The organism is Hymenobacter sp. GOD-10R, assembly GCF_035609205.1.
In the GTDB taxonomy this organism is placed as follows: Bacteria; Bacteroidota; Bacteroidia; order Cytophagales; family Hymenobacteraceae; genus Hymenobacter.
Genome location: NZ_CP141184.1, coordinates 5,035,955 through 5,050,290 on the forward strand (window position 1 = coordinate 5,035,955; position 14,336 = coordinate 5,050,290).

Annotated in this window: 12 protein-coding genes; 9 read left to right on the forward strand and 3 right to left on the reverse strand. The window is 51.3% G+C overall.

Annotated features, from left to right (window positions below; genetic code table 11):
• A complete protein-coding gene (locus tag SD425_RS20020; protein ID WP_324671796.1) occupies positions 1 to 1,098 on the reverse strand; it encodes a DegT/DnrJ/EryC1/StrS family aminotransferase in 1,098 nt (365 codons plus the stop codon).
• Between the two features lie 247 nt (positions 1,099 to 1,345).
• Here SD425_RS20020 and SD425_RS20025 point away from each other — a divergent pair, with 247 nt between their 5' ends.
• The 4 genes from SD425_RS20025 (at position 1,346) to SD425_RS20040 (ending at position 5,513) form a co-directional block, all read left to right on the forward strand.
• A complete protein-coding gene (locus SD425_RS20025) occupies positions 1,346 to 2,914 on the forward strand; it encodes an acyl-CoA carboxylase subunit beta (RefSeq protein WP_324671797.1) in 1,569 nt (522 codons plus the stop codon).
• A 34-nt stretch (positions 2,915 to 2,948) separates the two neighbouring features.
• Positions 2,949 to 3,449, forward strand: a complete 501-nt coding sequence (locus tag SD425_RS20030) for a DinB family protein (protein WP_324671799.1) — start codon at positions 2,949 to 2,951, stop codon at positions 3,447 to 3,449.
• A 42-nt stretch (positions 3,450 to 3,491) separates the two neighbouring features.
• Positions 3,492 to 4,562, forward strand: coding sequence for a M42 family metallopeptidase (locus SD425_RS20035; protein WP_324671800.1), 1,071 nt, complete (start codon positions 3,492 to 3,494; stop codon positions 4,560 to 4,562).
• 132 nt (positions 4,563 to 4,694) lie between these two features.
• Positions 4,695 to 5,513 (forward strand): helical backbone metal receptor, encoded by an 819-nt coding sequence (locus tag SD425_RS20040; protein WP_324671801.1) that lies wholly within the window; start codon positions 4,695 to 4,697, stop codon positions 5,511 to 5,513.
• A gap of 96 nt (positions 5,514 to 5,609) precedes the next feature.
• Here the strand turns inward: SD425_RS20040 and SD425_RS20045 are convergent, their stop codons facing one another.
• Together SD425_RS20045 and aroB are read right to left on the reverse strand one after the other, a co-directional pair.
• The gene (locus SD425_RS20045) at positions 5,610 to 6,869 is read right to left on the reverse strand and encodes a 3-phosphoshikimate 1-carboxyvinyltransferase (protein WP_324671802.1); all 1,260 of its coding nucleotides are present in this window, start codon (positions 6,867 to 6,869) and stop codon (positions 5,610 to 5,612) included.
• Complete coding sequence (aroB, locus tag SD425_RS20050; RefSeq protein WP_324671803.1) at positions 6,866 to 7,906, reverse strand: 3-dehydroquinate synthase; 1,041 nt, start codon at positions 7,904 to 7,906, stop codon at positions 6,866 to 6,868. Before aroB ends, SD425_RS20045 begins: the two co-directional genes overlap by 4 nt.
• Positions 7,907 to 8,258: 352 nt before the next feature.
• On the opposite strand from aroB, the gene SD425_RS20055 reads away from it, so the two are divergent.
• From SD425_RS20055 to SD425_RS20075, 5 genes are all read left to right on the forward strand, one after another.
• A complete protein-coding gene (locus tag SD425_RS20055; RefSeq protein ID WP_324671804.1) occupies positions 8,259 to 8,681 on the forward strand; it encodes a hypothetical protein in 423 nt (140 codons plus the stop codon).
• 181 nt (positions 8,682 to 8,862) lie between these two features.
• Positions 8,863 to 10,053: a proline dehydrogenase family protein gene (locus SD425_RS20060; protein ID WP_324671805.1), complete on the forward strand. Its 1,191-nt coding sequence runs from the start codon at positions 8,863 to 8,865 to the stop codon at positions 10,051 to 10,053.
• Between the two features lie 111 nt (positions 10,054 to 10,164).
• Complete coding sequence (locus SD425_RS20065; protein ID WP_324671806.1) at positions 10,165 to 10,554, forward strand: hypothetical protein; 390 nt, start codon at positions 10,165 to 10,167, stop codon at positions 10,552 to 10,554.
• Positions 10,555 to 10,704: 150 nt separating this feature from the next.
• Positions 10,705 to 11,562, forward strand: coding sequence for a hypothetical protein (locus SD425_RS30035; protein WP_416381007.1), 858 nt, complete (start codon positions 10,705 to 10,707; stop codon positions 11,560 to 11,562).
• A gap of 331 nt (positions 11,563 to 11,893) precedes the next feature.
• Positions 11,894 to 14,047, forward strand: coding sequence for a carboxy terminal-processing peptidase (locus tag SD425_RS20075; protein ID WP_324671807.1), 2,154 nt, complete (start codon positions 11,894 to 11,896; stop codon positions 14,045 to 14,047).
• Positions 14,048 to 14,336 lie beyond the last annotated feature (289 nt).

Consider the following 14,336-nt stretch of genomic DNA (forward strand, 5'->3'; position numbering starts at 1 on the left):
CTACACGCATAAGGAGGGCCCTAAAACGTGCGCATTGATAATAGTTGCAATACGCTCTACTTCGGACTCTTGTAGGTCATGGTAGAGCGGCAAGCACAGCACCCGACTAGCAACACTTTCTGCCACCGGACACGAGGCTCCTGCAGCTACATACGGCAGATTTGTTAGAGCTGGGTAGAAGTACCTGCGTGGGTAAATATCAGCCTGATTCAGTGCGTTGACTGCAATCAACAGATGATCTTCGGAGGGCAACAGCACTGGATAATAGGAGTAATTAATTTCCGCCCTAGGTGATGGCATGGGACGCTGGATAGCGCGCGGTATCAGTAGCGCATCATATAGCGCTGTTAGTGCGCGCCGATGCGCTATCAACTCTTCTACATGTGGTAGCACGCATAGCCCAAGAGCAGCGTGGATTTCAGAATTCTTAGCATTGATACCTAGCCCAACAACTTGATTCGCACTAACATGACCGCAGTTGCGCATATAAGCTATCTTCTTTGCCAATGCGTCATCTTGCGTCACAATAGCCCCTCCTTCACCCGTGTGAAACAGCTTAGTAGCGTGGAAGCTTAAAGTAGAAATATCACCGTAATTGAGTACTGACTGATCGTCATAATCAACTCCAAAAGCATGTGCAGCGTCGTATATTACACGCAGTCTATAGCGCCTTGCAATTTGCTCAATGGCTTCTACCGCACACGGCAAACCAAATACGTGTGTAGCTAGGATGGCTTGGGTAGTCGGGGTAATAGCCTTTTCAATCAAGCGTGGATCTAGACATAAGCTGTCCGGATCGATGTCAACGAATACGGGCCGGCAGTTCTCCCATACGATGCTACTAGTGGTGGCAACGTACGAGAAAGGAGTCGTAATAATGTCTCCTGTCAGGTTTAATGCTTTGATGGCAAGTTGCAGGGCCAGCGTTCCATTACTGACAAAGAACAAATGTTTAACACCTAGGTATTTTTTAAGAGCACTTTCCAGTTCTATCACTAAGGGCCCTTCGTTTGTAACCCAACCTCGCTCCCACACGCCAGATAATAAGGTATGGTATTCCTCAAGGGATGGAAGAAATGTTTTGGTTACAGTAATCATATTTAGCCTTCCCTGCGCTATACTACCCTAGGGTAAACTAAAGCTACTTATTCTATTGCAATTTTCTACATAAAGTTAAATTTAATCATAGTTAATTCCAGTATATTTAATGTATGGTATTAATTCCCAGTTGTATACAGTTTGCATTATTTTTTGAAGCTGTAGTGAGGAAAAATCCTACTGCCCTATTCTACTGACACACGCGCTTATATTTGAGTGCTGTTTCCCATCCATCCCATCTTATAGCATGTCCGATCCGCACGTTAACCCAGCCTTAAGCAAAATTGCAGTACTAGAGCAGAAAAACGCCGAAGCGCTGCTCGGTGGTGGTCAGGTCCGCATCGATGCCCAGCATAAGAAAGGCAAGCTCACTGCCCGCGAACGAATAGACCTACTGCTCGACGAAGGCTCCTTCGAGGAAATCGGCAAGTTTGTGATGCACCGCTCCAAAGATTTTGGCCTAGATAAAGAGTATTACCTAGGTGATGGCGTGGTGACAGGTTACGGCACCGTGAACGGCCGCTTGGTGTACGTTTTCTCCCAGGACTTCACCGTGTTTGGCGGTTCGCTGAGCGAAACGCACGCCGAGAAGATCGTCAAGATCATGGACCTAGCCATGAAGAACGGCGCACCGGTCATTGGGCTGAACGACTCGGGCGGGGCCCGGATTCAGGAGGGCGTGGTGAGCCTCGGCGGCTACGCGGATATCTTCTACAAGAACACCCTAGCTTCCGGCGTGGTCCCGCAACTATCGGCCGTGATGGGGCCGTGCGCGGGCGGCGCAGTGTACTCGCCAGCTATTACTGACTTCATCCTGATGGTGGAGGACACGAGCTACATGTTCGTGACCGGCCCGAACGTGGTGAAAACGGTGACCCACGAAAACGTGACTAGCGAGGAGCTAGGAGGTGCTAGCACGCACTCGGCCAAGAGCGGCGTGACGCACTTCTCCTGCGCCAACGAAGTCGTTTGCATCAACAACATTAAGCAACTGCTAAGCTACATGCCGCAGAACTGCGAGGAAACGGCCCCGGCTCTCCCCTACTCGCCCGAGGGCGACGAGCTACGGCCGGAGCTGAACAACATCATCCCCGAGAACCCCAACCAGCCCTACGACATCCGTGACGTGATTCAGGGCGTGATTGATGCGAATTCGTTTTTGGAAGTGCACCAGAACTTCGCCGAGAACATCGTTGTCGGGTTTGCTAGGTTGGCTGGGCGGAGCATTGGTATTATAGGCAACCAGCCAGCCGTGTTGGCAGGCGTGCTCGATATCAATGCTAGCACGAAGGCAGCTAGGTTTGTGCGCTTCTGCGACGCATTCAACATTCCGCTGCTGGTGCTGGAAGATGTACCCGGCTTCCTACCCGGCACTGATCAGGAATGGCGCGGCATTATTACAAACGGTGCCAAGCTGCTCTATGCGTTCTGCGAAGCTACCGTGCCGCGTATCACGGTGATTACCCGCAAGGCGTACGGTGGTGCCTATGATGTAATGAATTCAAAGCACATTGGGGCCGATATGAACTACGCCTGGCCCACGGCTGAAATTGCGGTAATGGGCGCGAAGGGTGCAGCTGAAATTATCTTCAAACGCGAAATCGCGCAGGCTGAAGACCCCGAGGCCAAGCTCCAAGAAAAAGTAGATGAATACCAGCAGAAGTTTGCGACGCCGTACCGGGCCGCCCACCGTGGCTTCGTGGACGAAGTGATTGTGCCGGCCCAAACGCGGCAGAAGCTTATCCGGGCTTTCAAGATGCTGGAAAACAAAGTAGATACAATGCCAAGGAAGAAACACGGGAATATCCCGCTTTAATTATCATCTCTTCCTCTTTAACAATTATCCTAGTATGTACCGTCATATCTCCGACTTCCTAGCCGATTGGCAAATGGAAACGGCCTCTACTAGCAAGGTGCTGGAGGCTCTCACTGACGCTTCACTTGCGCAACCCATTACGGCAGAAGGCCGAACCCTAGGTCAGCTCGCTTGGCACGTCGTGCAGACCTTAACGGAGATGCCACATAATGCTGGCTTGCTGGACAACCATGAGCTGGAAAGCCAACCCGTACCCACTTCAGCCAGCGTCTTTGCAGAGACATATACGCGCTTAGCGCAGCAAGTTGCTGCCATCGTAGAGGAGCGCTGGACGGATGATCAGCTAGGAGATGAAGTGCCAATGTACGGCGATGTGATGAGCAAGCGTTTTATCTTGTCGCTGCTCATTCGTCATGAGATTCACCATCGTGGGCAAATGACCGTATTGATGCGTCAGGCTGGTTTGCGGGTGCCGGGGGTATATGGTCCCGCTCGCGAAGATTGGGTAGAATGGGGTATGCCTGTTCCTGCCTAGGCTGTTACTGAATTCACAGGCTTTTTAACTTAGATTTTCTATATGCGTCCTGAATCTTTCGAGTTTCTTCAGAACTACCTGAATAACCCTTCGCCTACTGGCTTCGAGAAAGAAGGCCAGAAACTATGGCTCGATTACCTTAAGCCTTACATCGATACGTACTTCGTTGACACATACGGCACAGCGGTTGGAGTTATCAACCCCGACGCGAAGTACAAAGTCGTGATCGAAGCGCACGCCGACGAAATTGCGTATTTCGTGAACTACATCACGAAGGAAGGCTACATCTATTTGCGGCGCAACGGCGGCTCCGATGCACTCATTGCGCCTTCTAAGCGCGTAAACATCCACACGGCGAAAGGCATGGTGAAAGCGGTGTTTGGCTGGCCGGCCATTCACGTGCGTAAGCCCGAGCAAGAAAAAGCGCCGACGATTGAAACGATCTTCTTGGACTGCGGTGCTTCTTCCAAGCAGGAAGTAGAAGAAATGGGCGTGCACGTCGGCTCGGTTGTCACGTTTGAGGATGAGTTCACCGTGATGAACAACAAGTACTACGTGGGCCGGGCGCTCGACAACCGTGTTGGTGGCTTCATGATTGCGGAAGTAGCTCGCAGGTTAAAGGAAGAGGGCAAGCAGCTTCCTTTTGCCCTGTATGTGGTGAATGCTGTGCAAGAGGAAATCGGGTTACGTGGCGCTGAGATGGTTGCGCACCGCATCCAACCCGACGTGGCTATTATCACTGACGTGATCCACGACACACAGTCGCCGATGTACGAGAAGAAGACGGCTGGTGACCTAGCTTGCGGCAAAGGCCCTGTAATCACCTACGGCCCAGCCGTGCAGAACAACCTGCGCGACCTCATCATCCGGACGGCCGAGGAAACCGAAACGCCCTTCCAACGTGCCGCCGCTACCCGCGCCACCGGCACCGATACCGATGCCTTCGCCTATGCTGGCGCCGGCGTAGCTTCGGCGCTTATCTCGTTACCATTGAAGTACATGCACACCACCGTTGAGACGGTACATCAGGACGACGTGGAGAATGTCATCAAGCTCATCTATGAGACGCTACTGCGCATCGAAGACAACCATGACTTCCGATATTTCTCCTAAGTACTAGCCGGTAAGCTAGGCAGCTAGTATCATCCTGACGGAAGAAGGGCCTTGTCCCGTGTGAATAGATACCATGAGGTAACTTCACGCGGGACAAGGTCCTCGCTTTGTCAGGATGATACGTTTTTGATCATGAAACTTCCCGCCATACATAGCCTCCCGCTCACTCTTACCGACCAGCTAGGTCGGCGAGTGGTGGTACCGTATCCGCCACAGCGAATTGTATCCCTGGTGCCTTCGCAAACGGAGTTGCTGTTTGACCTAGGTATTGGTGCGCGGGTAGTGGGCGTGACAAAGTTTTGCATTCACCCTAGCGAGGCACGTCAGCAAGCGGCTGTCGTTGGCGGTACGAAGAACTTCGATTTCGAAAAGATTGCAGCGCTTCAGCCAGACCTTATCTTGGGCAATAAGGAAGAGAACTACCAAGAAGGTATCGAGCAGCTAGCCGAGCAGTATCCCGTCTGGCTAAGCGATATTAGCACGCTTGAGGAGGCACTACGCATGATTCGGCAAGTGGGCATACTCACGGCTACGCAGATCAAAGCCGAAGCGCTGGAACAAGGAATTGCTGAATCATTCGCTACCCTAGGTCCTGTCACTCTGCCTATTTCAGCAGCATATTTTATCTGGCGTAAGCCGTTTATGGTAGCGGCCAGTGGTACGTTCATTGACGATATGCTCCGCCGTACCGGCTTCATCAATGCTTTTGCGGAGCAGAGTCGTTATCCTGAAATAAGCCTTGCGCAGCTGGCGCAAGCCGCGCCACAGGTTATCTTTCTTTCTTCCGAACCTTATCCCTTCAAGGAGAAGCACATCGCGGAATTTACCGAAGTGTGCTCCAGCGCCACTATCCGGATCGTCGATGGCGAGCTGTTCAGCTGGTATGGTAGCCGGCTACGATACTCAGCGGCATATTTCCGAGAACTGCATCAAAATCTCCTGTCATCCTGACGCAGGAAGGACCTTGTCACTTGCGAATGAATCGTAACTAGCGATGCTTATCTACGAGTGACAAAATCCTTCCTGCGTCAGGATGACAGATGATAGTTAGTTCATCTGATTAGATTGATTAACCTGAAAACCTGCTTTCTCCAACTCACTCCAGAACTGCGGGTACGACTTGCGCACCACTTTGGGATCTTGAATTGTCAACGGACCACGCAGCGCTAGAGGCGCGAAGGCCATGGCCATGCGGTGGTCGTGGTAGGTAGCTACTTCTTGGCCGTCGACGTGGAAGTTCTCGCTTGTAACACGGAAATGCTCATTGGCTTCTTCGAGCAGGAAAGCGCCGAAGCTAGCTAGCTCGGTTTGCAAAGCTGCGATGCGGTCGGTTTCCTTGATGCGCAGGCTTTCTAGGCCTGTCATAACGAGGTTTGTTCCTTGCGCAGCAGCAACTACGGCCACGGTTTGAGCTAGGTCGGGGCAGTCGGTGAAGTCGTGGGTCAGCTCGGCGGCGGGCGATATTTGCGTGAGGCGCACACCATCGGCTACGAACTCGGTAGCCACACCTAGCTTTTCCATAATGCCAACAATAGCCTGGTCGCCCTGCCAGGAATACTGGCGCAGACCGGGCAGCGTAATCTCGGAACCGACTGGCCCGAGGGCCACCATCGCATACCAGTAGCTAGCCGCCGACCAATCCGACTCAATCGTGTAATCGGCTGATTGGTAAGCAGCAGGACGCACTTCTAACACGCTACCTAAATCGCGAAAATTGGCGCCGAAGTGCTGCATCAGCGCCTGCGTCATGCGGATGTAAGGCCGCGAGCCAACTTTGCCCACAAGGTTCACGCGCAGGCCGCTGGGCAACATGGGCCCGATCATGAGCAGGGCCGATATATATTGACTGCTAATGTCGCCGCGGACGCTTAGCTCGGCTAGCTCGTTGTCGGCCGTTGCTTCGGGCTGCCAGCCTTGGAGGCGCAAGGGCGGAAAGCCTTCCATTTCGGCATATTCAATTCGGGCCCCTAGCTCACGCAAGGCATCTACCAGCACCATAATGGGGCGTTCTTTCATGCGTGGTGTGCCGGTTAGCAACGCCTGGCGGTTCGTCACAGCTAGATAGGCCGTCAGAAAACGCATTACAGTACCGGCATCTTCTGCGTCGAGCGTTTCGGCCGTGGGGTCAGCCAAGAGGCGCTGCATGAGTTGCGTATCGTTGGCGTCCGATAGGTTGTCGAGTTGGCCGCTGCCAGCTAGGGCTTGAATGATGAGGGCACGGTTGCTTTCGCTTTTAGAAGCGGGCAATTGGGCCGTACCGTTGAGTGGCTTACCGGACCAACGGAGCGTTAGAGAAGTCGAATTCACAGGCGATGATAGTAACGGAGCGACTCGGCCAACTCGGCCAGCGTCACGGGTTGATCGTACACGGCGTGGCCAATGCCTTGCAGCAGCGTACAGTTGATGGTAGCACCGACGTTCTTTTTGTCTTGCAATGCTAGCTCGGCAATGGCGTCGGTTTCGAACGTAATAAACTGGATCTTCTCGTACACCGTGAAGATGAACGTTTCAATTTTATCGAGCTCTTCTGGACTCAATAGCCCTTTTTGCACGGATAGCCAGCTTTCGCACACCATGCCGGCGGCAATGGCTTCGCCGTGCAGAATCTCGCGCCCAGGCTGACTAAGTAGGAAGCTTTCTAGGGCATGGCCAACAGTATGGCCGAAGTTCAGAATTTTGCGCAAGCCGCTTTCCAAAGGATCGGCTTCCACAATGCGCTGCTTCGTGGCCACCGACTCGCGGATGATAGGCGTCCAGTCTTCCACAAACATGCCTTGCCGACGCTGCTCATCGAAAGTTGCTGCATCGGCAATAAGCCAGTGCTTCACGATTTCAGCGTAGCCCGACTTCATCTGCCGCGGGTCGAGCGTAGTCAAGAAAGCCGGATCGATAAATACGCCAGCAGGCTCCTGAAACACGCCGAGCTGATTTTTGAAATTCTGAAAATCGACGCCCGTTTTGCCGCCCACACTAGCGTCTACTTGGGCCAGAAGCGTGGTAGGCACTTGCATGCACCGTATACCCCGCTTATAGAGCGCCGCGCACAAACCACCTAGGTCCGTAACGACGCCACCCCCTAGGTTGACGAGTACGCCAAAACGGTCGGTGCGGTACTCGGTGAGGCAGTTCCACACGTTCTCACAAGTAGCTAGGGTCTTATATTCCTCACCGGCCGGAATTTCGATGAGCTTGTGGTCTGCTGGCAAATGCGGCAGTAGTAGCGGGTAACACAGCCGAGCCGTGTTAGAGTCGGCTAATACCAGCACCCGGCTCACAGCAGGCTGGCGAAGCAACGCAGCCAAAGCAGGCAGCGCATCAGAACCGAAAGAAAGCGGAGCGTTCAATGGAAAATGCTTTTGCGAAACAGAACGTCACCCAAATGCGGGTGCCTGGCAAAAGTAACGGGTTCCAATTAAAGCAGCCCCTTTTAACCTACTGATGATAGTATATCCTTATTCAGCCCTAGCCAGAGATGGTTTGACCCTAGCACAACCGCTGTAACGATGGACCGCGAAAGACCTGCAAACTCTTTTCTTAAACCTAGCGTTGTCCTTCTGCTACTGAGGGTTGCCTAGCTGGCAACCTTAAGAAAGGGTGCAACCTCGCACATTAATTTTCAGTCACCCCTTTAAGCAGCTGACGTATTATCCCGTGTTCAGCAAAAATATTCGTCTTTGTTTTGCTCGTTCTCTTATTATGAAACACTACGCCTCGTTCTTCTACGCCTTCCTTTTCTTCGTTGCAATTGCTGCTACAGGCTGTAAAAAGGATAATGATTCCACAGCACCAAAAACCGATGGGCTTGTAGGTCGATGGGATCTATATCAGACCAGCGGGGGTATTGCTGGCACAACTACGGATGTCGCAACTGGCACTTCCCAGTTGGAATTTAAGGCTGACAGTACCATAAACGTCTACAGTAAGAACCAGTTAGTAGACACACGGCAATACTCCATACGGCGCAGTACCGAGCCTGGCGACAGTCCTTCTGCGAAGCTCATTTTTTACATCGCACAAGGCGTCCGTTACACTCCACAGTACATTGAGCTGAATAATGATCAACTCACGCTGAAGGATAACATCGCCGATGGCTTCGTCTATCGCTATCGGCGTCAGTAATAGTTAGCGGGTGATACTCAATCAATAGCTCGCGGGAGCAGACGCTAAGAGGAATTTTACGTATACCTAAGGCGTTACGTAATGACATCGGCTAGCCTAAGAAGCTCGGCAGACTTACTATCCGAACCGCCATCGGCTGGTTATCTTTGCGTCGCTGTACCTCCTTTCAAGCTCTTATAGTATGCCCGCAACTCAGGCTCCCGTTATTTCCTTCGACAACACTGCAATTGCTTTCGCAGGCAAATCAGATGGCGAGCTACGCCGCATGTATGCGCTGTTTGCTGCCATGAACAGCAACTCGCTGGTCAAGACCGGAAGCGGCCTCATGAACTTTGCCTTGAAGTGGAATTTGCCCGTCAAGTTCGCTATCAAGCAAACCATCTTTCGGCAGTTTTGCGGGGGGGAAACTATTCGGGAGTGCTTGCCGGTGATTGAAGAGCTAGGTCGTTACCATATTGGCACCATCCTCGACTACTCAGTGGAAGGAGAAGGCAACGATAAGAGCTTCGATGCTACCTGCAATGAGATTCTGGCGACCATTGATATGGCGCACCGCTCTACGCATATTCCTTTCTCTGTATTCAAGGTAACAGGGGTTGCGGAAAGCAGCATTTTGGAGAAAGTGCAAGCGGGCACTCCGCTCTCCAAATCCGAACAAGCTAGCTTCGAACGCTCCAAGAATCGTGTAAACGCCATCTGCGCCCGAGCGCACCAGTACGGCGTGCGGGTGTTTGTAGATGCCGAGGAAAGCTGGTTTCAGAAAACCATCGATGACTTGACTTACGAGATGATGGCGCGCTACAACCGGGAGTCTGCCATTGTCTGGAATACCTATCAGTTGTACCGCCACGACCGGCTCGATGCCATCAAAGCTGCCGCTGACGTAGCAGAACGCGAAGGCTACTACCTAGGTGGTAAGCTGGTGCGCGGTGCTTATATGGAAAAAGAAGGCCGAGTAGCTGCTCAGCGTGGCTACAACAACCCCATTAACCCAACGAAGTCAGCTACTGATGAGCTTTACGACGAAGCCTTACGCTATTGCGTGGAGCACGTCGACCGTATCAGCATTTGCGCAGGCACTCATAACGAAGCTAGCTCTTTGCTACTTACTGAGTTGATGCAGGAGCAAAACCTGCGTCCCAGTGACCCACGCATCTGGTTTGCTCAACTCTATGGTATGAGTGACAACCTCAGCTATAACTTAGCCGATGCGGGTTACAACACGGCCAAGTATGTGCCTTACGGACCTGTAGAAGCCGTTATGCCTTATTTACTACGGCGAGCCAACGAGAATACAGCCATAGCAGGGCAAAGTAGTCGTGAGTTTCTCCTGATTCAGAAGGAGATGACGCGCAGAAAGCTCGCCAAATAAAGCTGAAGCTTGGCGGCATAGTTTTGGTGCATGACAGGGTTACTGCGCAGGATTTCTATCTTGACCAGTGTTTTAGGTCTTATTCCCCTACTGTAAACCCACCTTTTGCGCATGATCAGTCGCCTTCGCAACCATCTCATTCGCTTTTCTCGTCATCAAGTAGGCACTACCAGCTACCTGAATCTAGTACAAGAAGCGGAGCTTGGCTTTAACCTCGATATATCGCACGAGAAAACCCGCCTAAACGAGTTGTTAGCGGAGCTATCGGAAGCAGAATATCATGCTGGCCGCCCTATCCTGAGCTGCTTAGTGAAAGTAGAAGGCTCGAAAGGACAAGGAGACAACTTCTACAAACTGTGCGAGCGACTAGGACTCGGGGAATGGCGTACGCTCAAGCATGACCCCGACTTCCTGAAGGAGTTGCGTACGACCTGCCGAGCTTTTTGGCAGAACGATGTCAATTACGAAAAATTCGGGCATACCGATAAGTTATATACTTAGGCAACAGCTTATTAGGAGAAAGTAAAGTAAATTTTCTGTAACCCCTGCGGAGAGGTACCCGTTAAGCTATATCAAATCCAGTTCTTCATTCTTTTTGGGGAACAGCTGGGTTTAAACTCTCTCCCAATCAATTTTTAACTTTCTCCACCCATGACTAACGAATCAATCAACCCGGAAAATGCAGGTACAGGCTCTGGCGCAAACTACGGTACTGGTACTTCAGGTACTGGCTACAGCGCTAGCAACCCTTCTACTTCCAATACGACTTCGAGCGGCAATCTCGGCAACTCAAGCGCGGGTGACAGCAGCACGGCTGGTACTTCTTCATATGGCACCACGGGCGGTGACAACAACCCCCACCACGATTACAGCGCTACTCAAAAAGGTGCCGAAATCGCTGGCGGAGCAGGTGCAGTAGTTGGTCGCGGCATCGATGCAGTGCAAAACACCGCTGGTGATGCAGCACGTGCCGTAACTGGCAACGACACAACTTACGGCACGACTACCTACGGTACGTTCAAAGACCGCTCGAGCGCTGAGCGTGCTTATAACTCGTTGACTTCACGTGGTTACACGAAAGACGACGTAAACGTACTGATGTCGGACGACACGCGTAAAACCCACTTTGGTGAAGACACCCCAGAAACTGATCTTGGTGATAAGGCCATGGAAGGTGCTGGTGTAGGTTCAGCAATTGGTGGTACGGCTGGTGCTATCATTGGCGCTATCGCTGCAATTGGTACGTCGGTAGCACTACCAGGCCTAGGTCTAGTAATCGCTGGTCCGATTGCCGCGGCACTAGCTGGTGCTGGTGCTGGTGGTCTAACGGGTGGCCTAGTAGGCGCTCTAGTAGGCTCGGGCATCCCAGAAGAGCATGCTGCTGAATACGAAAGCGACGTTAAAAACGGCGGCATTGTAATGGGCGTGAAACACCGCAACCCAGAAGATGCACAGTATCTCCACGACGAGTTTACCAACAGCAACGCCAATAAAGTGCGTAGCTACTAGTATCCGTCTTGTGCTCGCACGGGCATAAGCAAACAGTAAAAAAGTCTTCCCTGCTACAGGGAAGACTTTTTTTGTTGGTCTGTAGGATGGTCGGCTTTTTTGTTAGTTTTTTTTGCTACAATTGGCTATATCCTTTTACTTTTTCATCGTTAAAGGGTTAATAACCTGTGTGTAGATTGCGCGGCTATTTTGGCTCAACAACTGATTCAAGTCGCGGGCACTTATTTAGCCGGTACACACGTTTTAAAGTCGAAATCTAGCTGCGCTTCTCCCTAGCACTAGGATTGACTTTTACGTATATTTGATTTTCCTCCAATTTACATAGCATTCTATGTCTTCCCCACGATTGAAAGTAGGGCTGTATGCTTCGTTGGTGCTGGCCATCTTTGTGTTAGCTTCCTACAAGCTGTACCGGCGCAATGATACTAGCATACCTCAGAAAGACGAGGTACTCATCAAGGCGATGTTGCAGGGGCTAAGTGCCGCGCATTATCAACCTGAGCGCATCGACGACAATTTCTCAAAGCGTGTGTTCGACTTGTACCTCAAGCGCGTCGACGTAAACAAGAAGTTTCTGTTAGCTACTGACGTTAAGCAACTCAGCCGCTACCAAGCCGATATTGATGACCAAGTACGTCGTGGTACTCACGAATTCTTGGACATGACTACGCAGCTCATGGATCAGCGCACGAAGGAGGTTCAGGAGCTATACCGCGACATCCTCTCTAAGCCGTTTGAATTCACTTCTGATGAGTCGTATCAATCGGAGCCCGATAAGACGACATTTGCTGCCGATAAGGCGGCTCAGCGCGAAGAGTGGCGCAAGTACCTGAAGTTCCAGACCATGATTCGGGTTTCGGAAATGATGGATGAGCAGGCTAAGCGTAAAGAGAAGAACAATGCAACTGCTTCTACCGCTAGCAACATCGTAGCGACGGTAGAACCCGACCGGACGCCTGCGCAGATGGAAGCAGAAGCTCGCAAGCGTGTGTTGAAATACTTGAACGAGCAGTTTAGCGATATGTCTCAGACAGATGCTAACGAGCGCCTAGCTTCGTACGCCAACACCATTGCTAACACATACGACCCACACACCGAATATTTTGCTCCTCGGCAGAAAGATGATTTCGATGAGGCCTTAACGGGCCGCTTCGAAGGCATCGGCGCCTCTTTGCAAGAGAAAGATGGCCAGATCAAAGTGGCTGACTTAATTCCAGGTAGTGCATCTTATCGGCAAGGGGAGCTTAAAGCAGGTGACCTCATCTTGCGTGTAGCGCAAGGACCTGCTGAGCCTGTATCAGTAGAAGGCTTGCGCCTAGATAAAGCCGTAGCGCTGATAAAGGGTAAGAAAGGCACAGAAGTCCGCTTGACTGTAAAGAAGCCTGATGGTACGATCAAAGTGATTCCAATCATTCGCGACGTTGTTATTCGGGAAGAGACCTATGCGCAGTCTGTGTTGATCAATGACACGGGCAAGAAAATCGGTTATATCCGTCTGCCTGGCTTCTACGCTGACTTCAACGATAACAACGGCGGCCGCAGCAGCGCCGACGATGTGAAGAAAGAGCTAGCTAAGCTGAAGCAAGAAAACGCCCAAGGTGTAGTGCTTGACTTACGCTTTAATGGCGGTGGCTCTTTGCAAGATGCCGTTGAAATGGCTGGCTTATTTTTCGACAGTGGCCCCGTAGTACAGGTTCGCTCAGGCCAAGGCCAAGCTAGCATCCTCAACGACCGTGACCCTAGCGTACAGTATGGTGGCCCGCTCGTTATCTTGGTAAACAAGTACAGCGCTTCGGCTTCGGAGATTCTTGCTGCTGCTATCCAGGACTATAAGCGGGGCGTAATCATGGGTTCGGCTAGCACATACGGCAAAGGCACGGTACAGCGCATTTTCGACCTTGATGATGCGATGCCAGCTGAGTTCAACAACATTAAGCCATTTGGCTCGCTGAAGCTAACAACCCAGAAGTTCTACCGCATCAACGGTGGTTCGACTCAATTCAAAGGGGTAGTACCCGATATCGTCTTGCCAGACGTGTATAGCTACCTTGATGAGGGCGAGAAAGAATCTGATTATCCATTGAAGTGGGATGAGATTACTTCAGCTCGTTATCGCGTGTGGAACACGCCTACCCTACCAGTTGACAAGCTGAAGACAAATAGCCAAGCACGCGTAGCAGCTAGCCCAAGCTTCAAACTTATCAGCGACATGGTGCAGCGTCGTCGCAAGCGGAAAGATGATACTATGGTATCGTTGAAGCTAGCTACGTTCCGTACCGAGCAGGCCGAAGCGAAAGCAGAAGCTGACAAGTACGAGCAGATCGAAAAGGGCATTCAGCCGTTGACCATCGCGCCGCTTGCTTTCGACCTAAAGCAATGGGGTCCTGACTCAGTAAAGGTGAACCGCAACTTGCGCTTCACGAAATCTCTGAAGAAGGACGTAACCTTACGTGAGGCCGTAGCCGTGGTGAAAGACCAGATTTAGGTTTTCATTCCTTAAAAGCAAAAAGCCCCGCTAACGCAAGTTGGCGGGGCTTTTTGCTTTAGGTCAGATTGTAAAGGCTGTACTCCAGAAGACAGGCTAGTGCAAGGATGTGTGCAGCAAATAGCTACAACTAAGGCCTCTATGCATAAGATAAGCCTCTCCTATTTGACCGTTAAATTTCCATGATTATGCTCTTAGTTTATTCGACTAAATTTATTAGTTTTATAAATCATTTTATCAAACACAAAGTATTGATTTACAGCATCTTATTTTACTAAAATTTTCTTCA

What these genes read in the sequence shown, in the direction of transcription:
- SD425_RS20020 (WP_324671796.1), bottom strand. Translation starts at nt 1,098, where the DNA reads ATGATTACTGTAACCAAAACATTTCTTCCATCCCTTGAGGAATACCAT.
- SD425_RS20025 (WP_324671797.1), top strand. Translation starts at nt 1,346, where the DNA reads ATGTCCGATCCGCACGTTAACCCAGCCTTAAGCAAAATTGCAGTACTA.
- SD425_RS20030 (WP_324671799.1), top strand. Translation starts at nt 2,949, where the DNA reads ATGTACCGTCATATCTCCGACTTCCTAGCCGATTGGCAAATGGAAACG.
- SD425_RS20035 (WP_324671800.1), top strand. Translation starts at nt 3,492, where the DNA reads ATGCGTCCTGAATCTTTCGAGTTTCTTCAGAACTACCTGAATAACCCT.
- SD425_RS20040 (WP_324671801.1), top strand. Translation starts at nt 4,695, where the DNA reads ATGAAACTTCCCGCCATACATAGCCTCCCGCTCACTCTTACCGACCAG.
- SD425_RS20055 (WP_324671804.1), top strand. Translation starts at nt 8,259, where the DNA reads ATGAAACACTACGCCTCGTTCTTCTACGCCTTCCTTTTCTTCGTTGCA.
- SD425_RS20060 (WP_324671805.1), top strand. Translation starts at nt 8,863, where the DNA reads ATGCCCGCAACTCAGGCTCCCGTTATTTCCTTCGACAACACTGCAATT.
- SD425_RS20065 (WP_324671806.1), top strand. Translation starts at nt 10,165, where the DNA reads ATGATCAGTCGCCTTCGCAACCATCTCATTCGCTTTTCTCGTCATCAA.
- SD425_RS30035 (WP_416381007.1), top strand. Translation starts at nt 10,705, where the DNA reads ATGACTAACGAATCAATCAACCCGGAAAATGCAGGTACAGGCTCTGGC.
- SD425_RS20075 (WP_324671807.1), top strand. Translation starts at nt 11,894, where the DNA reads ATGTCTTCCCCACGATTGAAAGTAGGGCTGTATGCTTCGTTGGTGCTG.